The sequence below is a fragment of the Jeongeupia wiesaeckerbachi genome (assembly GCF_050916355.1).
GTDB classification, from domain to species: Bacteria; Pseudomonadota; Gammaproteobacteria; order Burkholderiales; family Chitinibacteraceae; genus Jeongeupia; species Jeongeupia wiesaeckerbachi.
The window spans coordinates 2,557,159-2,579,594 of record NZ_CP136946.1; the positions used below are offsets into that span (position 1 = coordinate 2,557,159).

Consider the following 22,436-nt stretch of genomic DNA (forward strand, 5'->3'; position numbering starts at 1 on the left):
TTGCCGAATAAGGGCCGTGTCCGAGCAGATCAGGCGTGGCTGACGCGGTTTGCCGATGCGAGCTGATCGCTAAGCAGCAGCAGATCCTGCCAGGCCTTGGCCTTGTCGGGCAGATTGCGCAGCAGGTAGGCCGGGTGATAGCCGACGACCACCGGAATCTCGCCGTGCCGGTGGACTTTGCCGCGCAGCGCGCTGATCGGCGCGTCGGTCTGCAGCAGGGTCTGGATCGCGAAGCGGCCGATGGCGAAGATCACCGCCGGCTGGATCAGCGCGATCTGCCGCGCCAGATACGGCGCGCATTCGGCGACTTCGGCCGGCTGCGGATTGCGATTGCCCGGCGGCCGGCACTTGAGCACATTGGCGATATAGACGCCGTCGCCACGTTTTTCGTTGATGGCCGCCAGCATATTGTCGAGCAGCTTGCCGGCCGCGCCGACAAAGGGCTCGCCGCGCTTGTCCTCTTCGGCGCCCGGCGCTTCGCCGACGATCAGCAGCCGCGCCGTCCGGTCGCCGACGCCCGGCACCGCCTGGGTGCGGCTCTCGCACAGCGCACAGGCGGTACAGCCCCGGATCGATGCATCGAGCGTTTCCCAGTCCATCGCGGCGATCTCGCGGCTGCGCGCGCTTTCTTCCGGCTGGGCCGTTTCCTGCGGCGTGGCACGGGTGCGTGCGTCGGGAATGACGACGACCGGCGCACGGCTGGCCTTGGCCGCAGGCTTGGTCGACGCGCCGGACAAGGCCACGGCCGCCGGCCGCGCCCCTTGCGCCGAACGTGCCGCAGGTGTGGCGTCGTTTTCTTCCGCTTCGGCGTCGTAGGCCAGCGCCGCAAGCTGGTCGCGGCGGATCCAGATCGGCCCGAGGCCCAGTTCGTCGAGTGCGCGGCGGCTCATTGTGCGTCTCCGCCCAGCGTGAAGGTGTACAGCAGCGCATCCTCGCGGCCGTGATCGTAATAGCCCTTGCGCCGGCCGACGACGTCGCCGCCGCAGCCGGCATACAAGGCCTGCGCACCGGTATTGCCGGCGCGGACTTCAAGCAGCAGCCGGGCAAGGCCGTCGCCGCGCAATTCGCTCAGCAAGGTATTCAATAGCAGCCGACCAAGGCCGCGACGCTGCCGGGCCGGTGAAACGGCGATCAGCTGCAGTTCGGCTTCATCGAGCACGCGGCTGCTGACGGTGAAGCCGATCAGTTGGCCGTCGTCGTCGAGCAGACCGACGCCGTGATCGCGCACCAGGGCGTCGCGCCACAGTCCGGCCGACCATGGATGCGGGTTGGTCGCGGCGTCGAGCGCCACCAGTGCATCAAGGTCGTCGGCAACAAGCGGGCGCAACGTCACTTGGCGGGGCGCTCGTGGGTTTTCAGCGCGACCTTGTCGCGCAGATAGACCAAGGTCGCCTCGTGTGCCGGGCGGCCAAGGCCAGCGGCAAAGCGCGGCAAGGCCAGCGCCAGCACATCACGCGCCAGCGGAAAACGCTCGGCTTCGGTGGCGGCGAGCCGGTCGCCAAGCCGCGCGGCCAGCACGTCGGCATAGGCGGCAAAGCCGCTGCCGACGCCGACCCAGCCGGCGTCAGGCGGAACGGGTACCGCATCGGGGTTGCAGACCAGCGCTTCGCCGTCTTCGCGCCAGCCCGCGCCATCGCGCAGGTAGCGGGCGACGTAGACCTGCTGCATCCGGGCATCGAGACAGGCGATCACCCGATCGGCACCAGCGCCTTGCGCCAGCGCTTCCAGCGTCGAAACGCCGATGACCGGAACTCCCAGGCCGAAGCCCAGCCCTTGGGCAATGCCGCAGCCGATACGCAAACCGGTAAACGAACCCGGTCCCATGCCGAAGGCGATGCCTTCTAGATCGGCGCGAGCCACGCCGGCCTCGGCCAGCAGCGCTTCAAGCCGCGGCAAGGTCTGCTCGGCATGGCGCTGGCCAACGTGCCAGTCGTGCGCAATCACGCCGCCGTTGTGCGACAGCGCGAGAGACAAGTGTTCGGTGGAGGTATCGAGGGCGAGGTAGGCCATGCGGCAAGCCGTGCAGAAACAGGCGGCCATTTTATCACGCAGCGGACGCCGCATCGTGGTGCTTCAGAACGGGGTCACCGTTCACGGGGCGCCGGCTGTGCCGGGGTTTGGATGGGCGCGGCCTGTTCATGCAATTTGGGTCGCGCCGGTAGATTGCACAGAATGATCCCGACAATGACCAGTCCGCCGCCGATGAACATGGGGACGGTCAGACTTTCATCCAGAATGACCGTGCCTAGAAAAACGGCCGTTAACGGATTGAGCGCAATGAATACACCTGAACGCGTAGCCCCGATTTTTTGTATGCAGTCATAGTACAAAATGTACGCCAAGGCAGAGCCGATGATGCCCAAGTAGGCAAGGCTGACGATGGCGGGGAGCCGAAGCCCAATCAGCATGGAATAACTGAACTGACCCGTTGCAACGGCCATTGCGGTAAGCATGGCAGTGCCAAACCAGATTGAGTAACTCACGGCATGTAATGCGCCGATGCTGGCGGATAGATTTTTGGAAAATACGCTGTAAATACCCCAGCTGATCACGCAGCCCAGTAACAGCATGTCACCGTATCCAGAATCGGCTGTTGCTCCTTGCATCGGGGCTTGTTTACTGATGATGATCATCGCCGCGCCGAACAGACAAAGAGCAATGCTGATTATTTTTAGCACAGACAATTTTTCGTTGAAGAACGTATAGGCAATCAATGCCATGACGGCAGGATTGAGTGCGACAATCAAGGATGCCCGTGAGGCACTTATATAATGAAGTCCATAGAAAAAACATAGATTGTAAGCAAATATGCCAAAGAAGCCGAGTGCCAGCAATTGAACGAATTGCCGCATATTGATACGAACCAAAGGTTGTTGCTTCATTCCCAGAAAAATCGCGAGGGCGGCGCTGGCCAGCCAAAAGCGAATAGACGAGACAAAGAGCGGTGGCGCTCCATCCGCAAGGTAGCGTCCAGCAACGAAGGTGCCGCCCCATATCATCGAGACCAGGCATAGCTTCAGGTAAACCAAAAAATTGGATTGCATCGCATTTTCCAAGCTGGTCCGGTTGGCTTTGCTGAATTGTCATGCTGTTGTGGGCCCATGGTAAAATGAGCATCCGCTCATGGCCGGCTTGAATGCATGCTGACATTTACCCAGCTTGAAGTTTTTTCTCGGCTTGCCGAACTTCGGGGCTTTACCGCCGCTGCGACGGATCTGGGGATTTCGCAGTCTGCGGTATCACATGCCATCCGGGCTTTGGAGCAGGAGCTTGGTGTTGCGCTGGTGCTTCGACAGCAATCCCCGCTCGAATTGACCGATGCCGGGGAGAAATTGCTTCGGCATGCGCGAGAGATACTGGGACTGGTGGCAACGATGCGGCAGGAGGCTTCGGATGCCCGTGCGATGAAGCAGGGCTGCTTGCGAATCGGCTCGTTCGGGCCGAGTTCATCGTTGCGCCTGATACCCGATATGCTGAACGAGTATCGTCGCCGCTATCCCGGCGTTGAGGTTCATATCGATGAGGGGCCGGATCGGCAGGTGATGCAGTGGTTGCTCGATCGGCGTATTGACATTGGCTTTGTCGTATTGCTCGAAGAGAGGTTTGATACTTACCCGCTGGTGTGCGATCAACTGCTGGCTGTTGTCCCGGCTGGGCATGCATTAGCCGGACAGGAAGCAATCAGCCTGCGTGAGCTATGCGATGATCCTTTTATCTTGACTGAGGCCGGGTCGACGGAACTGGTTTTGCAGTTGTTTCAGCAGGCCAGGCTTACGCCCAATATCCGTTATCGCAGCGCCCAATTGATGAGCATTCTGGAAATGGTGGCGCGCGGTGATGGCGTCACTATTCTGGCGGAGCTGGCCTTGCCGCAAGCCATGGCGGGCTTGTCCGGATATGTATGCCGGCCACTCAGCCCAAAGGCTGAACGCCATATTGGTTTGGCGGTGCTGGATGAGCGCAATCTATCCGCTACCGCACTGGCGTTCATCAAGATGGCGCGAAGCGGCGGAACACGAGGCAGTTGAATTGTGCGGATCAGGTTCAGATGGTGGTTCGCCGCCGGCTCGGGTACTACGATTATGCAAACGACGCCCACGGAACCCCATGCGCCTGATCCTTGCTTTCATCCTGCTGTTCGCCATCATGCCCGCGCGTGCCGACTACGCCGTCGCGCTGGGCTACGCGCCCAAATATCAGCCCGGTTTTACCCATTTTGACTATGTGAACCCGAAGGCGCCGGCTGGTGGTGAGCTGCGGCTGGCGGCGATGGGGGATTTCGACAAGCTCAATCCGTTCACGCTCAAGGGGCGTTCGGTGGCAGGGCTGGGCGGGCTTGGGGACGGGCTGGTGTTCGAGAGCCTGACGATGCAGAGCCAGGATGAGCCGCTGTCGGCCTATGGTCTGCTGGCTGACGATATCCGCATTGCAGCGGATGGCCTGTCGGTGACGTTTCACCTGAATCCGAAGGCGCGCTTCAGCAACGGTCGCAAGGTCGGCGCCGACGATGTGCGCTTTTCGTTCGAGACGCTGATGAGCAAGCGCGCCAGCCCGATGTTCCGTCAGTACTGGGGCGACGTCGCCGGCGTCGATGTGCTCGACACCGAAACCGTGCGGTTCCGTTTCAAGCAGCGCAACCGCGAGCTGCCGCTGACGATCGGCCAGTTGCCGGTGTTTGCCAGGGAGTGGGGCGGTGGCAAGCCGTTCGACGAGTGGGTGCAGCAGACGCCGATCGGTAGTGGGCCGTATGCGATCGAGACGGTCGATCAGGGCAAGCGCATCGTCTACCGGCGTCGCGCCGATTATTGGGGCTGGCAGTTGCCGGTGCGCCTCGGCACGTACAACTTCGGCCGGATCAGCTATCGCTATTACCAGGACGATACCGCGCGGCTTGAAGCCTTCAAGGCCGGTGAGTTCGATTTCACCTTCGAGAACGTCGCCCGCCAGTGGGGGCGCGGCTACACCGGGCCGGCGTTCCGCGACGGGCGCATCGTCAAGAAGACGTTTGCGCACGAGAACAGCGCCGGCATGCAGGGCTACGCGATCAATGTGCGCCGGCCCGATTTCAAGGATGTGCGCGTGCGGCGTGCGCTGGTGCTGGCGATGGATTTCGAATGGATGAATCGCCAGTTGTTCTATGACCAGTACACCCGCTCGCCGAGTTATTTTTCCAATAGCGAGATCGAGGCGAAGGGCAAGCCGGGGCCGGGCGAGCTGCGCTATCTCGAACCGTTGCGCGGCAAGGTCGATCCGTCGGTCTTCGTCACCGCGACGATGCCGCCGACGACCACGCCGCCCGACAGCCTGCGCAAAAACCTGCTGCGCGCACGGCAACTGCTTGAGGACGCCGGCTGGACCTATCGCGACGGTGCATTGCGCAACAAGAAGGGCGAGCCCTTCGTCATCGACATGCTGCTGTACCAGAAGGCGTTCGAACGGCTGGTGGCGCCGTATGCGCGCAATCTGCAGAAGCTCGGCATCACGCTCAACTACCGTGTGCTCGATCTGGCGCTGGCGCAAAAGCGGCTGGATGCGTTCGATTACGACATGACCGTCGTGACCTTTGGCGCAAGTCAAAGCCCCGGTAACGAGCTTTACGGTAACTTCGGTTCGCGTTCGGCGGACGAGCCGGGTTCGAACAATGCGATGGGCATCAAGGATCCGGCCGTCGACGCGTTGATCGACGCGGTGGTGCAGACGCCCGATCGCGCCGCGCTGGTCGACGCCGGTCGCGCGCTGGATCGGGTATTGCGCGCCGGTTACTACCTGGTGCCGAACTGGCATAACCGGGTGCATCGCGTCGCCTTCCGCGTCGGTTACGCCTGGCCGGCGAGTTTGCCCAAGTACTACGGCGCTGAGGAATGGGCGATCCAGACTTGGTGGGCCGCCGCTGATCACCGGTAGTTTGACCGATACGTCGCTGCAACGCGGCGTGTACGCGTTATTGCCGATGCAGGTGTGCTGTTTCGCCGGTAGAGTCCGCCGGTTTGCCCGGATTACAAGTTAGAAGAACCCATGAATGCTGTCCTGATTTCCGTGCTGCTGATGCTGCTGCTCTCGCTGGCGAGAGTGAATGTCGTCGTCAGTATCCTGCTTGCCGTTGTCACCGCCGGCTGGGTCGCGCACATGCCGCTGACCGAGACGCTGACGGCGTTCGGTTCCGGCCTCGGTAACGGCGCCAGTGTTGCGCTGTCGTACGGCCTGCTCGGCGCGTTCGCGCTGGCACTGGCCGAATCAGGCCTGCCGCATGCCATGGCCGACGGCTTGGCGCGGATGGCCGAGAAGGGCACGCGCGGGTCGTCGATCAAATGGGGCATCATCGGTGCGCTGCTGCTGTTGGCGATCGCCTCGCAGAATCTGCTGCCGATTCATATCGCCTTCATTCCGCTGGTCGTACCGCCGCTGCTGTTTACGCTCGGCCAGTTCAAGGTCGATCGGCGGCTGTTGGCCTGCGTGATCACCTTCGGTCTGGTCACGCCCTACATGTTCTGGCCGGTCGGCTTCGGCCACATCTTCCTGAACCAGATCCTGCTGGGCAATATCGCCAAGGCCGGCCTCGACGCCAGCCATGTCAACGTGATGCACGCGATGCTGATCCCGGCGATCGGCATGTTGTTCGGTCTGCTGATTGCGGTGTTCTTCAGCTATCGCAAGCCGCGCCACTACGATCTTGAGGCCTTGGTGGCGGTCGAGCGCGAGGGCGGCCACTACACGCGTCGCTCGCTGACCGTCGCCGTCGTGGCAATGGTTGCAACGTTTGCCGTGCAGCTCGCCGCCGATTCGATGATCCTCGGCGCGCTGGCCGGTTTCGTCGTCTGTGTGCTCGGTGGCGCCGTGCCCTTCAAGAAGTCGGACAGCCTGTTTCAGGAAGGCATGAAACTGATGGCCGGCATCGGCCTGATCATGATCGCCGCCAACGGCTTTGCCGCCGTCCTGCAGGCCACCGGCGACGTCGACACCCTGGTCAAGGGCTCGATGTCGATGATCGGCGACAACAAGCCGCTCGCCGCCTTCCTGATGCTGCTGGTCGGCCTGATCGTGACGATGGGCATCGGCTCGTCGTTCTCGACCGTGCCGATCATCGCGACGATCTACGTGCCGCTGGCCATGCATCTGGGCTTCTCGGCGACAGCGATTGTCGCGCTGGTCGGCACCGCCGGTGCACTGGGCGACGCCGGCAGCCCGGCCGCCGATTCGACGCTGGGGCCGACCTCGGGCCTCAACGTCGACGGCCAGCACGACCACATGTGGGACACGGTGGTGCCGACGTTCCTGCACTACAACCTGCCGCTGCTGGCCTTCGGCTGGATTGCGGTAATGGTGCTCTAAACCTATCCCATCAGGCGGCTGCGCCTGCGCGTTTTGTCCCCGTCCGATGCTCGGGCCCCTCCGGACCTTGTGTCCATTCCGGCCCCTGTGCTTCGGGCGGGAACAAACTGCTTTGGCCCGCTCTCCTGCTGGGATCGTTTCTAAGGGCGGTTAGCAGGAGCAACGCTGCCAACCGTCAGAGCCCGGCGGCTCAGGGCTTCTCGAAGTTCGGCATGGCGTGTTCGGCCTGCCGAGCGTCGGGAATAAAGCGCAGGATGCGCTGACCGACAAACGCCAGTGCGACAAAGACGCCGACCAGTGCCGCGGTGAACGCCCGCTTGTAGAAAGCCAGGTCGGCCACCGCGTCGCCGCGGCTGAACAGCATCACGGCCAGCAACGCCGTGAGGAAAATCATTGCGACAGCGTAGTTGGTCCAGAATCGGCCGCGCGTCGGCGTGCCGCATAAATCGGTGATGACTTCGCGCATGGGCGCGAACAGCGACAGGCTGGCGGTGAGCGCAACCAGCGCGCCGACAAAGAGTTCGCTCAACAGCAGTATTAGCGGATGCATGGGAATGCTCCTTCACGGTTGAAATCAGAACGGCTTGGCCACCATCAGCCAGTACACCACCAGCAGGCCGCCAAAGGCCGGAAAACCCAGCACGGTCCACCAGCGCTCGAATCGCCAGTAGCGCGCCGGCAGGTGGGTTACTCCAGCGGCGGCGGCGATCTGCGCCATATCGCGCATGCGCAGTTGCAGCCACACCACCGGCAACCAGCAGAGGCCGGCCATCGTGTACAGCAGCAAGGTCAGCCCGACCCAGTTCCAGCCGATCGCCCAGCCAGCCTGATGCATCAGCCAGATGCCGGAGAGCGGCTGGAAAATCACCGCCGGCGTGGTGAACCACCAGTCGGCCTTAGCCACCCAGCGCGTGACAACGGCGATGGCCTGGACGTTCTTGCTGCGGTTGCTGAAGAACATATAAAAGGCCGTACCAAAACCGGTACCGAACATCAGCGTGGCGGACAGGATGTGCAGCGTTTTGATGATCAGGTAGTCCATCTCATTTCTCCTCGGTGGCCATCAGTGCCAGCAGTCCGGCGAGCAGGCCGGCGTTCTTGGTCAGCGGCCCGAACGGGTGGATCAGGAACTCGGGCAAAAAACCGGCGACAAGCACGCTGTATCCGGCGATCAGCAGCAGCTGTGCCTGCCACAGCCGGCGGCTTGGTCTGCACAGTGTCAGCACGCCGAACAAGGCATCGAGCCCCGCCGAGCCGATCCGCATCGGTTCAAACAGCAGTGGCGGGATATGGCAAGCCGCCAGCAGTTGGTGGCTGGCGGCGACCGGATACACCCAGAGCGACACCACGACGGTAGCGAGCCAGACGAAGGCCAGCCCGGCGCGCAGCCAGCCGCGCGCAATACCGAGGCGGGCGCGCAGTTGCATCGCTGGACCCGCGAAGCCGGCCGGATCGCGCAGGGGGTGGGGCAGCAGCGCGGCGAAATCGCGGCCATCGGCGGTGTTGCCGGTGGCGAGCATGGTCAGGCTGTCACGCGTCAACAGCGCGCCGGGCAGGGTTTCGGCCAGCCGGGCGGCCACGCGGCACAGCGTTTGCGGCATGCGCAACACCGGGCGCTGCGTGCCACCCAGCAGTCGCAGATAGTCCGCGAAAGCGAGCGCGATCGGCCCGGTCGCATCGAAAACCCGATTGGCGTGCTCGACCCGGCTCAGCAAGGCCGCGCAGCCGGCGGCGAAGTCGTCGACGTGGATCGGCTGCACCTTGCCGCACTGCGCTGGCAAGGCCAGCAACGGGCTTTGCGCCAGCGTGGCGAACAAGCGCGTGCTGGCGCCATCGTCGCCGTAGACGAGCGAAGGGCGAACGATGTTCCAGCCGACGCCGGACTCGCGCAGCGCCGCTTCGCCCTCCGCCTTGCTGCGCCAGTAGCGGGTATCGGCATCCGGCGCGGCACCGAGTGCCGAGATCAGCAACACGCGCTGGACGCCGGCATCACGGCACGCCCGGTAAAGCGCAGTGGGAGCGTGGATATGAATCGCGTCAAACGAGGCGTGGGCCGACTCGCGGAACAGCCCGACGCTGTTGATGACGACGTCGATGCCGGCCAGCCTGGGCAGCCAGACCGCGGCCGTGTGATCGCGCATGAAATCGACCGCGATCTGGCCGGCGTGTTGCGGCCGGTGCACGGCGTCGACGACCTCGTGGCCGGCGGCCAATAGTGCGGCTTTCAGCTGCCGGCCCAGAAAGCCGTCGGCGCCGAGCAGCAGGATGCGCAGGACGTTCATCTCGTTGATCCGTGTTGTGACCGGCCGGTGCGGCGGTGGCGGGTCGGAGGTCTACTCGTCGCTCGCCGGCGCCGAATGTTTCTTGCCGGCGGTTGAGCGTGACGATCCGGAATTTCTCTTATTTCTGTTAATTCAGAAATTAGAGAATAAGCAGGCAACCCGCAAGTTTTTCAATCGATACTCGCGCTGTGTGTTGCAGTGTCGTAACGGCATTGCACAGCCTGTGCGCCAGCAAGCTTGGGGTAGGCACTGGCGGCGAGCGTGGTTGCCGTAAGTGCGTAGACCGATTCGACGCGGACGTCGGCATGCGTTTTTTGTGCGACCAGCGCGGCGCAGGCAAGCCGGGCTTCGTCGGCGTGCGGGACGCTGGCGCAGGCGGTAAGGCCCAGCAGGCCGGAGAGGATCAGTAAACGCATCGGGTCTTTCACAGCGACAGTCGGGTCGGCCATTATCGTGGCCGGCGTCGGCCTTGTCGCGCCCGTGCCGAGCACCTGTTCACGATCTTTTCGCGCCAGCGTTCGGCAATGCGCCGAACCCGAAGGGTCGGACCGGAAAAACGCATTCACTGCGTTGTACGCCTTGCTCATAACCAGTTATGGTCTGCGTCGTACGCCTTGTGCCTGCGCTTTTTCCGATCCGGCGCTGCCGTGAAAAAATCGTGAACAGGTTCTAAGGTGGGACAAACCTCCGGATTCCCTTCGATGCCGCTCTATCTCGCCAAACGCCTGCTGCTGATGTTGCCGACGCTGTTCGGCATCCTGCTGCTGACCTTTGTCGTGATCCAGTTCGTTCCCGGCGGGCCGGCCGACGAGCTGATCCAGCAACTGAAGGGCACGTCGTCGTTCGCCGAGGCCAGCGGTGGCGGCGGTTCGGCGGCGCGGCTCGGCCACCGCGGGCTCGATCCGCAACAACTGGCCGAAATCCGCGCGCTGTACGGTTTCGACAAGCCGGTGATCGAGCGTTTCTGGCTGATGATCAAGCAATACCTGCAGTTCGATCTCGGCCAGAGCTATTTCCACCACGAGGACGTGTGGACGCTGATCAAGTCCAAGCTGCCGGTATCGGCCAGCCTCGGCGTGTGGAGTTTCATCATCGTTTATACGGTTTCGTTGCCGCTCGGCGTGGCCAAGGCCATGCGCCACGGCAGCCGTTTCGACTGGGTCACGACGATGGTGCTGATGGTCGGCTACGCGATCCCCGGCTTCGTGCTTGGGGTGTTGCTGCTGGTGCTGTTTGGCGGCGGCAGCTTTTGGCAGTTGTTTCCGCTGCGCGGGCTGACATCGGATGGCTGGGAGAGCCTGTCGCTGCTCGGTAAAGTCACTGATTATCTGTGGCATCTGGTGCTGCCGGTTTCGGCGATGGTGGTCGGCAGTTTCGCGTCGGTAGCCCTGCTGACCAAGAACAGCTTGCTGGAGGAAATCCGCCGTCAATATGTGCTGACCGCGCGTGCCAAGGGGCTGTCGGAGCGGCGCGTGCTGTGGGGCCATGTATTCCGCAATGCGATGATTCCGATCGTCACCGGCTTTCCGGCAGCCTTTGTCGGTGCGTTCTTCACCGGCAGCCTGCTGATCGAAACGTTGTTCTCGCTCGATGGTCTCGGCTTGCTGTCGTACGAGTCGGTGATCCGACGCGATTACCCGGTGGTCATGGGCGCGCTGTATCTGTTCTCGCTGATCGGGTTGCTGACCAAGCTGCTGTCCGACCTGTGCTACGTGCTGGTCGACCCGCGCTTGCGCTTCGAAGGGGTCGACGCATGAAGCCCATTCTCGAACCCGCACTCGGGCCGGTACTCGACGGGGCATTGCCGTCGCCGGTGCTGGATGCACCGAGTTTGCCGCTGTCGCCATGGCGGCGCGCGTGGCGGCGCTTTCGCGCGCAAAAACTCGGTTTTTACAGCCTGATCATGCTGACCTTGCTGTTCGTCCTCAGTCTGGGTGCCGAGCTGCTGTCGAACGACAAGCCGCTCGTTGTCCGCTACCACGGCACTTGGTATTTCCCACTGGTGCAGACCTATCCGGAGACCGAGTTCGGCGGCGATTTTCCGACGCCGGCCGATTACCTCGACCCCTATATCCGCGATCGCCTGAGCAGCGACGGTAACTGGGCGCTGTTCGCGCCGAATCGTTATGCGGCGAATACGATCAATTACTTTGCACCGAGCCCGAACCCGGCGCCGCCATCGCGGGCCAACTGGCTGGGGACCGACGATCGCGGCCGCGATGTGCTGGCGCGGCTGATCTACGGCTTTCGCATATCGCTGCTGTTCGGGCTGGCGCTGACGATGATCGGCTGCGCCCTCGGCATCGTCGCCGGCGCGATCCAGGGCTATTTCGCCGGCAAGATCGATCTGGTCGGCCAGCGGCTGATCGAGGTCTGGAGTTCGATGCCCGAGCTGTACCTGCTGCTGATCTTCGCGTCGATGTTCGAACCCAGCCTGCTGATCCTGCTGGTATTGCTGTCGGTATTCGGCTGGATGGGGCTGGCCGACTATGTGCGCGCCGAATTTCTGCGCAACCGCAATCTTGAATACGTGCTGGCGGCGCGGGCGCTCGGGCTGTCGGACTGGCAGATCATCCGGCGACACCTGCTGCCCAACTCGCTGACCGCCGTGATCGCCTTCCTGCCGTTCCGGATGTCCGGCGCGGTGCTGGCGCTGACGAGTTTCGACTTCCTCGGCCTGGGCGTGCCGGCGTCGACGCCGTCGCTCGGCGAACTGCTGGCGCAGGGCAAGGCCAATCTCGATGCATGGTGGATTTCGCTGCCGACCTTCGTGGTGCTGGTCGGCATGCTGCTGCTGCTGGTGTTCATCGGCGAAGCGCTGCGCGCCGCACTCGATCCACGCGCCGACGCATGAAAAAACCGGCGCAAGCCGGTTTTTTTTTAAGGTGAAGCGGATCAGCAATTGCCTTTCTTGGCCTGGCCCGGCGGACAGTGATAGCCATCCTTGTAGGCGCCGTTGCCCTTGCCGTTCTTTTTCCACCACTTTTCATCACGCCAGCGACCACCATCCCAGTAATAGCCGCGCGGGTCACGGTAACCGTACTTGGGGTGGTATTGCGGGTGGGCATTCCACCACGCCGGCTCGCGGTAGCGACCGTCATACCAGTAGTAGCCGCGGTCGTCGCGGTCGCCGATATAGATCGACACGCCCGGTGCCGAGATGCCGATGTTGACGTCGGCAGCGTGTGTCACCAGCGGTGCCAGCAGTGGCAGCGCCGCGAGCACGCCGACGAGCAATGCTTTTTTCATGATCGTTGCCCTTTGCAAATGGATGGAGGAGCGGATGGATGACATCAGCTTAACAAGCAAGCGTCGCTTGGGCTGTGTACTGGTTCACAGTCTAGCGATCAAGCTTGAGGCCGACGCGGGTAATCCGGTCGCGCTCGAGTTCGCGAACGATCAGCGTCACATGGCCGAAGGCGATCTGGTCGCCGACCACGGCGGGGCGGTGCAGGCGCGAGCGGATCAGCGTGGCGACGTCGAACTCGGTTTCGCTGTCGGCGATCGGAAAATCGTACAGCTCGGCCAGTGCCGTGAGCGGCGCATCGCCATCCAGAACGAAATCACCGAAGAAACTGCGCTCGTACGCCATCCGTGCATTCTGGGCTTCGCCGTACCAGCGGCCCAGCTCGGGCAACGCCTCCTCGGTTGACGCCAACACGATCAGGTCGCCAGCGCGCAAGCGCTCGGCCTGACGCGGTAGCGCCAGCCGGATGCCGCGTAGCACCGCCAGCGGCTTGGCCCGGCCGTGCTCCAGATGCGGCGCGGTATGGGCCATGCTGTGCTCGCCGGGCGCATCGGCGACGACGCGGTACTGAACGATCTGCCAGTCGGCGCGGCCCGGTTGGCGCAGCCCGTGTCTGGCCAGCGGTTCGGGGTAGTCGGGCACTTCGACCTTGCAGCGCTTGGCCATCCACGGTACCAGCGTGCCCTGAATCAGCAATGAGGCCAGCACGACGGCAAACGCGATGTCGAACAGCGCGACTGCGCCGCTGACGCCGGCCATGATCGGGAACGTCGCCAGCACGATCGGAACGGCGCCACGCAGGCCGACCCAGCTGACAAAGACGATCTCGCGTCGGCTGAACTTGAGCGGCACCAGACAGAGCGCAACGGCGATCGGCCGGGCGATGAACATCAGGAAAGCGGCAAACGCCAGACTGGGGCCGATTTCGGGCAGCAGCCGGCTTGGCGTCACCAACAGCCCGAGCAGCAGGAACATGCCGGCCTGCGCCAGCCAGGCGAGGCCGTCCATCATGCCGCGCACGCTTTCGCTGGCCGGCAAGGGCCGGTTGCCGATGACGAGGCCGGCGAGGTAGATCGCCAGAAAACCGCTGCCGCCTGCACTGTTGACCGCGGCAAAAATCATCAGCCCACCGCCGAGCACCAGCAGCGGATACAGGCTTTCTGCGAGGGTGAAGCGGGCGGCTGCGCGCGAGAGCAACCAGCCACCGGCGAGCCCGCCCGCCGCGCCAAAACCGAACTGACGCACGAATTCGCCCAGCATGCTGAGCACATCCGGCTGGCTTTCGCCGGTCATGATGCTCAGCAAGGTGATGACGAGGAAGATCGCCATCGGGTCGTTGGCGCCGGATTCGATTTCCAGCGTCGCGCCGACACGTTCGTTCAGGCGTACGCCACCGTAGCGCAACTGGGCGAAGACCGCAGCGGCATCGGTCGAGCCGACAATGGCGCCGAGCAACATCGCGTGCAGCCACGGCAGGCCGAGCAGCCACGCGGCAAACGCCCCGGCCAGGCCGGCCGAGACAACGACGCCGACGGTAGCCAGCGACAGCGCGGGTTTGAGCGCGACCCGGAAACTGTCGATCCGCGTTTGCAGGCCACCGGCGAGCAGGATGACCGCCAGCGCGACGTTGCCGACGCCGAAAGCCAGCGGGTAGTTGCTGAAGTTGATCTGCCCCGGACCGCTGTCGCCGGCCAGCATGCCGACACCGAGAAACACGAGCAGCAGGGGCAGGCCAAGGCGGGCGGTAATCGTGCTCGACAAGGTCGCGAGCAAAAGCAGAAAGCTGCCAAGCAGCAGCCAGTAATTGAGTTGTCCCATCGGAAACCAGAAAAGCGGGCGAGATGAAAGTTCCCTGGCCGCCTTGTGATGCGTGTCGGCTGTGACGGCGGGCACAGTGCGGCGCTGGGGCGATGCACGTTTGTAACATAAGATGATCCCATGATGCCGCAAACCAAGCCCCCGCTTCTTGATGTGCATGCGCTCAGCGTGCGTTATCCCTGTGCGCCTGTTCCGGCGGTCGACGGCATCAGTTTTGCCGTGGCGGCCGGTGAAACGCTGGCGATTGTCGGCGGCTCGGGGTCGGGCAAGAGCGTGACTGCAAGGGCGCTGATGCGGCTCGACCCTGACGCGGCTTGCAGCGGTGAAATCCGTTTTGCCGGCGATGACGTGCTGGCGATGTCGCCACGCCAGCTGCGCGCTTTGCGCGGTGGCGGCATCGGCATGGTGTTCCAGGAGCCCTTGTCGGCGTTGAATCCGGTGATGAGTGTCGGTGCGCAGCTTGCCGAAGCACTGGCGCTGCAGCGTGGTTTGTCCGGCAGGGCGGCGCAGGCGGAAATGGCGAGCCTGTTGCAGCGGGTCGGCCTGGACGATGCGCAGCGGATGCTGGCGAGTTTTCCGCATCAGCTTTCCGGGGGGCAGCGCCAGCGCGTGCTGATTGCCATTGCGCTGGCCGGGTCGCCGAAGCTGCTGGTGGCCGACGAGCCGACGACGGCGCTGGATGCCCACTTGCGCCTGCAGGTGCTCGTCCTGCTCAAGGCGCTGGCGACCGAATCGGGCATGGGCTTGCTGCTGATCTCGCACGATCTGCCGCTGGTGCGCGATTTTGCCGATCGCGTCGCGGTGATGCACGAGGGCCGCATTGTCGAAACGGCGCCGACCGCGGCATTGTTTGCCTCGCCGGTCCATCCGTATACCCAGGCCTTGCTGGCGGCACGCAGTATCCGGCTGGCGCGGCCGCTGAATGACGATGCCGGCGTGCTGCTGCAGGCGCGTGGCCTGCACTGCCGCTATCGTCGCTCGCGCGGCTGGTTTCGTCGCGCCGAGCAGTTTCATGCGCTGGACTCGGTTGATTTCTCGCTGGCACGCGGCGAGACGCTCGGCGTCGTCGGTGCATCCGGCTCGGGCAAGACCACGCTGGGCCTGGCGGTGTTGCGCCTGGTGCGCGAAGCCGGTGGGCAGATCGAATTTCACGGCAAGGCCGGCAGCGTGCTGCTCGATACCTTGAGCGGTGCGCCGCTGCGGCAGGTGCGCCGGCACTTGCAGGTGGTGCTGCAAGATCCGTTTGCCTCGCTGTCACCGCGGATGACTGTCGGCGAAATCGTCGGCGAGGGGTTGCGGGTTTACCAGCCGGAACTGGACGAAGCCGGGCGGAGGTCTCGCGTCCTCGCGGCGCTGGACGAGGTCGGGCTTGGTGCCGAGGTAATTGATCGCTATCCGCACGCTTTTTCGGGCGGTCAGCGCCAGCGCATCGCCATTGCCCGCGCGTTGATCGTCTCACCCGATATCCTGGTGCTGGACGAGCCGACGTCGGCGCTGGATGCGCATATCGCCGTGCAGGTGCTGACGCTGCTGGCCGAATTGCAGCAGCGGCACGGGATGAGTTACGTGCTGATCACGCACGATCTGGCTATCGTCCGGGCGCTGGCGCACCGGGTCATGGTGATGCAGGCCGGCAAGGTGGTCGAAACCGGCGCGGTGGCCACGGTGCTGTCTGCGCCGACGCATGCCTATACACGTTCGCTGCTGGCTGCAGCGGGGTGAGTCCGGCGGCGGTCGATCAGCCGAGCAGAACGCCGTGAAAGCTGTGTAGCTCGCGCAGTCCATGACCGGCACCGCGTACGATCAGCCGGTAAATCGCCGTATGTTGCCCGCCCAGCAGATAAAACGTGCCGCCGACCATGGCCAGCAACAGTGCTTTTTCGACCACGCTGCCGGTGACCAGTAGCGGCAGCGAAAACCGGTGCCGCCACGGCCAGAGCAAGGGCACGCCGCGCGGGGTCAACAGATCGCCGGCCAGATGCGAGAGCGCGCCGATGCAGATTGCCCTGACCCAGGCTTGGTCGGCCAGCTGCGCCTGCAACAGCCCATAAGCGAGCGCCAGGATGGCGAGCAGCGAATGGGTGATGCCGCGGTGGCCGAACAGTTTGGCAATGGCGCCCGAGATACCCGGCAGCCATCGTCCCAGCGTGGATTTCGGGTGGTCGATATCGGGCAGGAGCGCGGCGGCGCCGGCGACGATCAGTTCGGTGCCGCTGGGCACGTAGCCCAGGTAGTGTCCGGCCAGTGCCATACAAAATACGCCCGCAACGACGTGGGTTTTTGCCAGCATCGGCAAGTTTTCCGGCTTTTTGCAAAAAGCCGGCAAGTGTAGCCTTTTTGTCTTGTAGAAACTGGCTCTATTTGACGTCGTAGACTGGCGCGGGTTAGAGCTTTCCGTTCAAGCCTTCGGCCCGACCGAGGCCATTCAGGCAGGCTGGCGCGCTTTTGCTTCACTGCCGACTGGCCTGGCGGCCTCGGCTTGGCGAAAGTGCGCGGGTAGCTGGGACAATAAATGCTCGCAGACACCCGGCGCCATGTCATGCGCCATGCCGTCGACTTCGACCCAGCGGGCGTTCGGAATCTTGGCCGCACAATCGCGACCGCAGGCTGGCGGAATCAGCGGATCGTGGCTGCCGTGAATGATCAGGCTGGGGACCGAAATGGACGCCAGCAGGGCGCTGCGGTCGGGCGCTGCGGCGACCGCGAACAGCTGGCGCCGCATGCCGGCTGGGTGGATCGCACGGCTCAGGCTGCGTTGCAGGCGTGCCCGCTGCAACTCGGGCGGCGTCGGAAAACCGGGGCTCCGGATCACAGCGATATTGCGCATCAGCCAGTCGATCATGGTGGCGCGGTTGCACTCGGCGTAGGCATTGCGCGGCGGGCGGCGAAGCAAGGCCGTCAGCGCGGCCCGGCTCGGTCCGGGCAAGCCGGCGGCGCCACTGGTGCTCATGATGCTGGACAGGCTCAGTACCCGCTGCGGCGCGCGCGCGGCGATCAACTGGGCGATCATGCCGCCCATCGAGACGCCGGCAATGTGCGCTGCATCGATGCCGAGCGCATCCATCAGCGCCAGCGTATCGGCTGTCATGTCGTCGAGCGAATAGGGCGCCTTGATCGTCAGGCCCATCCTTCGCTTCAACAGATTCCACGGCAGGCTGGGCGTACCCAGATGGTCGAGATAGCTCGACAGGCCGACGTCGCGATTGTCGAAGCGGACGACGTGAAATCCTTCGTCAGCGAGCGACTGGCAGAACTCGTCGGGCCAGCCGATCAACTGCATGCCCAGTCCCATGATCAGGATCACGGCCGGATCGCGGGCGTCGCCGAATCGTTCGTATTCGAGCTGCAGTCCGTTGGCGCTGGCTTGGGGCATGGGGGCTCCGGTTGGTTCGCGGTTCTCCTCCAGACATCGGGGGCGTTTGTGTCGATTCAAGCGGAAATTGTGCCCGTTGTCGCCGGAAAAAAAACACCCCGCCAAAGCGGGGTGTGTCGGCAACGGTGCGCCTGATCAGTGCTGGAACACCATCTTGCCGTCGGCAATGTCGACGTGGACGGTGTCCTTGGCGCCGAATTCGCCGGCCAGAATCCGCTTGGCCAGCGGGTTCTCGATCTCGCTCTGGATCGCCCGCTTCAGCGGCCGTGCGCCATAGACCGGGTCGAAGCCGGCTTCGGCGATCTGTGCCAGTGCCGCATCGCTGACCGTCAGGCCGATCTCCAGCGCCGCCAACCGGCCTTCGAGGCGTTTGAGCTGGATCGCGGCAATGCCCTTGATCTGCTCGGCCGCGAGCGCATGGAACACGACGATTTCGTCGATCCGGTTGACGAATTCGGGCCGGAAATGCGCCTTCACTTCGGCGAGCACGGCGATCTTGGTCAACTGGTAATCCTCGCCGGCCATCATCTGGATCTGCGAGGAGCCGAGGTTGCTGGTCATCACGATCACGGTGTTCTTGAAGTCGACCGTGCGACCCTGGCCATCGGTGAGGCGGCCGTCGTCGAGCACTTGCAGCAGCACGTTGAACACGTCCGGGTGGGCTTTTTCGACTTCGTCGAGCAGGATCACGCTGTACGGTTTGCGCCGTACCGCCTCGGTCAGATAACCGCCTTCCTCATAGCCGACATAACCCGGCGGTGCGCCGATCAGCCGCGCGACGCTGTGCTTTTCCATGAACTCGGACATGTCGAGCCGGATGATGTGCTCATCGGTATCGAACAGGAATTCGGCCAGCGCCTTGGTCAGCTCGGTCTTGCCGACGCCGGTCGGGCCGAGGAACAGGAAGGAGCCGTAAGGCCGGTTCGGATCGGCCAGACCCGAGCGCGAGCGGCGAATCGCGTCCGAAACGACGGTGATCGCTTCGTCCTGACCGACGACGCGGCGGTGCAGCGCGTCCTCCATATTCAGCAGTTTCTCACGCTCGCCCGACATCATCTTGCTGACCGGAATCCCGGTCGCGCGGCTGACGACCTCGGCGATTTCTTCGGCACCGACTTGCGTTCTCAGCAGCCGGTTCGGCTTGTCCTGGCCTTCGGCGGCTTCGGCGGCCTTCAGCTTGGCTTCGAGCTCGGGCAGCTTGCCGTACTGCAATTCGGACGCCTTGTCCCACTCGCCACGGCGCTGTGCCGCATCCATCGCGTTGCGCACCTGCTCGATTTCTTCCTTGATCGATTGCGAGCCGAGCACGGCGGCTTTTTCGGCCTTCCAGATTTCTTCCAGATCCGAATACTCTTTTTCCAGCGTGCCGATTTCTTCCTCGATCAGGCCGAAACGGCGCTGCGACGCTTCGTCCTTCTCGCGCTTGACCGCTTCGCGCTCGATCTTGAGCTGGATGATGCGGCGCTCGAGCTTGTCCATCGATTCCGGCTTGGAGTCGATTTCCATCTTGATCTTGGCCGCCGCCTCGTCGATCAGGTCGATCGCCTTGTCGGGCAGGAAGCGGTCGGTGATGTAGCGGTGCGAGAGCTCGGCCGCGGCGACAATAGCCGGGTCGGTGATGTCGACACCGTGGTGGATTTCGTACTTTTCCTGCAGTCCGCGCAAGATGGCGATGGTGGCTTCGACACTCGGTTCATCGACCAGCACTTTCTGGAAGCGGCGCTCGAGCGCGGCGTCCTTCTCGATGTACTTTCTGTATTCATCCAGCGTGGTCGCGCCCAGACAGTGCAGCTCGCCGCGCGACAGCGCCGGCTTGAGCATATTGCCGGCGTCCATCGCGCCTTCGGCCTTGCCGGCGCCGACCATGGTGTGGATTTCGTCGATAAAGATGATGGTGTTGCCTTCATCCTTGGCGATGTCGCTGAGCACGGCCTTGAGGCGTTCTTCGAATTCGCCACGGTACTTGGCGCCGGCAAGCAGGGCTGCCAGATCGAGCACCAAGAGGCGCTTGTGCTTCAGTGATTCGGGCACCTCGCCGTTGACGATGCGCTGCGCCAGCCCTTCGACGATGGCGGTCTTGCCGACGCCGGGTTCGCCGATCAGCACCGGATTGTTCTTGGTGCGGCGTTGCAAGACCTGGATCGCACGGCGGATTTCGTCGTCGCGGCCGATCACCGGGTCGAGCTTGCCGGCGCGGGCGCGCTCGGTCAGGTCGATCGTGTATTTGGACAGCGCCTCGCGCTGTTCTTCGGCGTTGGCATCGTTGACGCTGGCACCGCCGCGCACGGCATCGATTGCCGCTTCGATGGCGGCCTTGTTGCCGCCATGCTGCTTCAGCAGCCGGCCGGCCTCGCCCTTGTCCTCGCACAGCGCGAGGAGGAAGAGTTCGGACGAGATGAATGCATCGCCGCGCTTGAGCGCGGCCTTGTCGGTCAGGTTCAGCAGGTTGGCCAGATCGCGCGAGACGTTGATTTCGCCGCCGGTGCCTTCAACCTTGGCCTGCCGCTCAAGCGCGGTATTGATCGCGGTTTTCAGCGGCGGCACATTGACGCCGGCGCGCGACAGCAGCGCAGCCGCGCCGGATTCGTTGTCGTTCAGCAGCGCGGCGAACAGGTGGACGGGCTCGATAAAGCCGGCATCGTGGCCGAGCGCCAGGCTCTGCGCATCGGCAAAGGCGGCCTGGAATTTGGTGGTGAGTTTGTCGAATCGCATGCTTGTTCCTCGCAGGCAGAAGTTCTGTATGCATGCTAGATGGAGCGGCTGCGAAGCATTTCAAGCGACAAAAAAACCTGTGTCATCCAGCGATGCCGGGGGCAGGGCAAGGCATCACGCTTCAGGTGGCAGCGTAACGACGGTATTGCGGCCGCGGTGCTTGGCTTCGTACAGCGCGCGGTCGGCGCGTTCAAGGAAGGCCGCCAGCGGTTCGGCGCTCAGTGTCGTGACGCCGAAACTCGCCGTCAGCGTCTGGCCGGTTGGCCAGCGGTTGGCCTCGGTGCTGTAGCGGAGCGATTGCGCCAGTTGTCCGGCATGCTCGAGCGAGGTGTCGGGGCAGAGCAGGACGAACTCCTCGCCACCCCAGCGGACCAGATAATCGCGCTGGCGGATGCGCTTGCGCAGCAAGGCGGAGAACTGCTGCAGCACCTGATCGCCCATTGCATGGCCGTGTACATCGTTGACCTGTTTGAAATGGTCGATGTCACAGAAGATGACCGCCAGCGGCCGTTCTTCGTCCAGTGCTCTGGCCGCCTCGTCGAGCAATGCGTCACGGATGCCGGCGCGGTTGAGCGCGCCGGTCAGCGGGTCGCGCTTGGCCTTTTCGCCGATTTTGGCGTTTTCCAGCATCAGCGCCGTGTTGAGCTGCTGCAGCTCGGCTTCGCGTTCACGGCTGTGTGCCAGCGTGCTGCGCATGCGCAGTTGCCAATGCACGAGATACGCCATGGCGGCGCACAGCCACAGGGCGACGATAAACAGCGCCATTTCGCCAGCGCTGACCCATTTGCCGCGAAACTCGATGTAGTCGATCTCGAAGCGCAAGTCGGCGTGTTCACGTACGCCGGCCGTATCCAGCAGCATCATCGGCACATTGCTCATTTCGACCACGGCGCGTTCGATCGGGATGTTGTTGTTGTTGAGCCACCATGAGCTCACGTTGAAGGTGCGCATCGGTACGACGATTTCGCTGCCGTCGGCGCGAGGTTCGAACTGCAATTCGTTGAGCCGCCAGGTCAGTGGGTCGTTGGCCTTGGCGTTGCCGGCATCGAAGTCGCGCAGGAACAAGCGCAGGCGCTGTGCGCCGGTACCGCTGACCGCGACCTTGAGCGCGATGTGCGAGAAACGGGAGAAATCGATGCCACGGTGTGGATCGTCGCTGAACGAGAGACGCAGTTCGCAATACGGCCATTCGTAGCTTGGGTTCAGCCGGCAATTGAAGACCATGCGTCGGTCTTGTCGCTGCAGGGTAGCGACCGAGGTGCCGCCTTCATCGCTGTCGGAGAGGGCGGTGATCCGGTAGGTGCTTTTGCCGTCGAGTCGCAAAACCCGATTCAGGCCCAGATGCTGCCACGCAAGCAGGGCGATGCTGAGAATCAGCAGGATGAATATGGCGGCGCGCAGGCGTCGGTCAGCATTGGGTGCGTTCATCAGCTCTCGGATTGATTGCGTCAAATACAATTAAACCGGTTTTTTTGCGCAATCAACAAATGGAATGCGCCGGTTGTGTCCCGACGGTCATTCCGGTATTCAAAAGCAACGGAATTGGGCCTATTCAGCCGAATTGGTAAATGTGTTGGCCATGAAGTCGTGTCAATTTACTTGTCGTCAATTGTCTGTGTGTGTAAGGCGTGCGGTTTTCATGTAAGCGCGTCCGCGGAACTACGTCATCATTACC

20 protein-coding genes are annotated in these 22,436 nt (G+C 63.4%); 6 read left to right on the top strand and 14 right to left on the bottom strand.

The window, feature by feature from the left end; genetic code table 11:
• Positions 1-29: 29 nt before the first annotated feature.
• From R0382_RS12560 to R0382_RS12575, 4 genes are all read right to left on the bottom strand, one after another.
• Positions 30-890 (bottom strand): uracil-DNA glycosylase family protein, encoded by an 861-nt coding sequence (locus R0382_RS12560; protein ID WP_432719943.1) that lies wholly within the window; start codon positions 888-890, stop codon positions 30-32.
• The gene (rimI, locus tag R0382_RS12565; protein ID WP_432719944.1) at positions 887-1,333 is read right to left on the bottom strand and encodes a ribosomal protein S18-alanine N-acetyltransferase; all 447 of its coding nucleotides are present in this window, start codon (positions 1,331-1,333) and stop codon (positions 887-889) included. Before rimI ends, R0382_RS12560 begins: the two co-directional genes overlap by 4 nt.
• Positions 1,330-2,010, bottom strand: coding sequence for a tRNA (adenosine(37)-N6)-threonylcarbamoyltransferase complex dimerization subunit type 1 TsaB (gene tsaB, locus R0382_RS12570; protein WP_432719945.1), 681 nt, complete (start codon positions 2,008-2,010; stop codon positions 1,330-1,332). Before tsaB ends, rimI begins: the two co-directional genes overlap by 4 nt.
• Positions 2,011-2,084: 74 nt before the next feature.
• Positions 2,085-3,044, bottom strand: a complete 960-nt coding sequence (locus tag R0382_RS12575; RefSeq protein ID WP_432719947.1) for a DMT family transporter — start codon at positions 3,042-3,044, stop codon at positions 2,085-2,087.
• A 96-nt stretch (positions 3,045-3,140) separates the two neighbouring features.
• Between R0382_RS12575 and R0382_RS12580 the strand changes: the two genes are divergently transcribed.
• From R0382_RS12580 to R0382_RS12590, 3 genes are all read left to right on the top strand, one after another.
• Positions 3,141-4,028 carry a LysR family transcriptional regulator gene (locus R0382_RS12580; RefSeq protein WP_432719948.1) on the top strand — a complete coding sequence of 296 codons (888 nt, stop codon included), beginning with the start codon at positions 3,141-3,143 and terminating at the stop codon, positions 4,026-4,028.
• 79 nt (positions 4,029-4,107) lie between these two features.
• Positions 4,108-5,904 carry an extracellular solute-binding protein gene (locus R0382_RS12585; protein ID WP_432719949.1) on the top strand — a complete coding sequence of 599 codons (1,797 nt, stop codon included), beginning with the start codon at positions 4,108-4,110 and terminating at the stop codon, positions 5,902-5,904.
• A 111-nt stretch (positions 5,905-6,015) separates the two neighbouring features.
• The gene (locus tag R0382_RS12590; protein ID WP_432719950.1) at positions 6,016-7,329 is read left to right on the top strand and encodes a Na+/H+ antiporter family protein; all 1,314 of its coding nucleotides are present in this window, start codon (positions 6,016-6,018) and stop codon (positions 7,327-7,329) included.
• A 190-nt stretch (positions 7,330-7,519) separates the two neighbouring features.
• On the opposite strand, the gene R0382_RS12595 is transcribed toward R0382_RS12590, so the two are convergent.
• From R0382_RS12595 to R0382_RS12610, 4 genes are all read right to left on the bottom strand, one after another.
• Entirely contained in the window at positions 7,520-7,879 is a 360-nt protein-coding gene (locus tag R0382_RS12595) for a hypothetical protein (RefSeq protein WP_432719951.1), read from the bottom strand.
• A 24-nt stretch (positions 7,880-7,903) separates the two neighbouring features.
• On the bottom strand, positions 7,904-8,371 hold the full coding sequence (locus R0382_RS12600; RefSeq protein ID WP_432719952.1) for a DUF2269 family protein: 468 nt from the start codon (positions 8,369-8,371) through the stop codon (positions 7,904-7,906).
• Position 8,372: 1 nt separating this feature from the next.
• Positions 8,373-9,611, bottom strand: coding sequence for an NAD(P)H-binding protein (locus R0382_RS12605; protein WP_432719953.1), 1,239 nt, complete (start codon positions 9,609-9,611; stop codon positions 8,373-8,375).
• Between the two features lie 170 nt (positions 9,612-9,781).
• Positions 9,782-10,027, bottom strand: a complete 246-nt coding sequence (locus tag R0382_RS12610; RefSeq protein WP_432719954.1) for a hypothetical protein — start codon at positions 10,025-10,027, stop codon at positions 9,782-9,784.
• A gap of 285 nt (positions 10,028-10,312) precedes the next feature.
• Between R0382_RS12610 and R0382_RS12615 the strand changes: the two genes are divergently transcribed.
• Entirely contained in the window at positions 10,313-11,368 is a 1,056-nt protein-coding gene (locus R0382_RS12615; protein WP_432719955.1) for a microcin C ABC transporter permease YejB, read from the top strand.
• Positions 11,365-12,465, top strand: a complete 1,101-nt coding sequence (locus R0382_RS12620) for an ABC transporter permease (RefSeq protein ID WP_432719957.1) — start codon at positions 11,365-11,367, stop codon at positions 12,463-12,465. Before R0382_RS12615 ends, R0382_RS12620 begins: the two co-directional genes overlap by 4 nt.
• Positions 12,466-12,506: 41 nt before the next feature.
• Here the strand turns inward: R0382_RS12620 and R0382_RS12625 are convergent, their stop codons facing one another.
• Together R0382_RS12625 and R0382_RS12630 are read right to left on the bottom strand one after the other, a co-directional pair.
• Positions 12,507-12,860, bottom strand: coding sequence for a DUF2502 domain-containing protein (locus R0382_RS12625; protein WP_432719958.1), 354 nt, complete (start codon positions 12,858-12,860; stop codon positions 12,507-12,509).
• Between the two features lie 91 nt (positions 12,861-12,951).
• Complete coding sequence (locus R0382_RS12630; RefSeq protein ID WP_432719960.1) at positions 12,952-14,676, bottom strand: potassium/proton antiporter; 1,725 nt, start codon at positions 14,674-14,676, stop codon at positions 12,952-12,954.
• A gap of 120 nt (positions 14,677-14,796) precedes the next feature.
• Between R0382_RS12630 and R0382_RS12635 the strand changes: the two genes are divergently transcribed.
• Positions 14,797-16,398 (top strand): ABC transporter ATP-binding protein, encoded by a 1,602-nt coding sequence (locus tag R0382_RS12635; protein ID WP_432719961.1) that lies wholly within the window; start codon positions 14,797-14,799, stop codon positions 16,396-16,398.
• A 16-nt stretch (positions 16,399-16,414) separates the two neighbouring features.
• On the opposite strand, the gene R0382_RS12640 is transcribed toward R0382_RS12635, so the two are convergent.
• The 4 genes from R0382_RS12640 to R0382_RS12655 form a co-directional block, all read right to left on the bottom strand.
• On the bottom strand, positions 16,415-16,966 hold the full coding sequence (locus tag R0382_RS12640; protein WP_432719962.1) for a metal-dependent hydrolase: 552 nt from the start codon (positions 16,964-16,966) through the stop codon (positions 16,415-16,417).
• A 135-nt stretch (positions 16,967-17,101) separates the two neighbouring features.
• The gene (locus tag R0382_RS12645) at positions 17,102-18,049 is read right to left on the bottom strand and encodes an alpha/beta fold hydrolase (protein ID WP_432719963.1); all 948 of its coding nucleotides are present in this window, start codon (positions 18,047-18,049) and stop codon (positions 17,102-17,104) included.
• Positions 18,050-18,184: 135 nt separating this feature from the next.
• Positions 18,185-20,761, bottom strand: a complete 2,577-nt coding sequence (gene clpB / locus R0382_RS12650) for an ATP-dependent chaperone ClpB (RefSeq protein WP_432719964.1) — start codon at positions 20,759-20,761, stop codon at positions 18,185-18,187.
• A 114-nt stretch (positions 20,762-20,875) separates the two neighbouring features.
• Positions 20,876-22,189, bottom strand: coding sequence for a GGDEF domain-containing protein (locus R0382_RS12655; RefSeq protein WP_432719965.1), 1,314 nt, complete (start codon positions 22,187-22,189; stop codon positions 20,876-20,878).
• Positions 22,190-22,436: the final 247 nt, after the last annotated feature.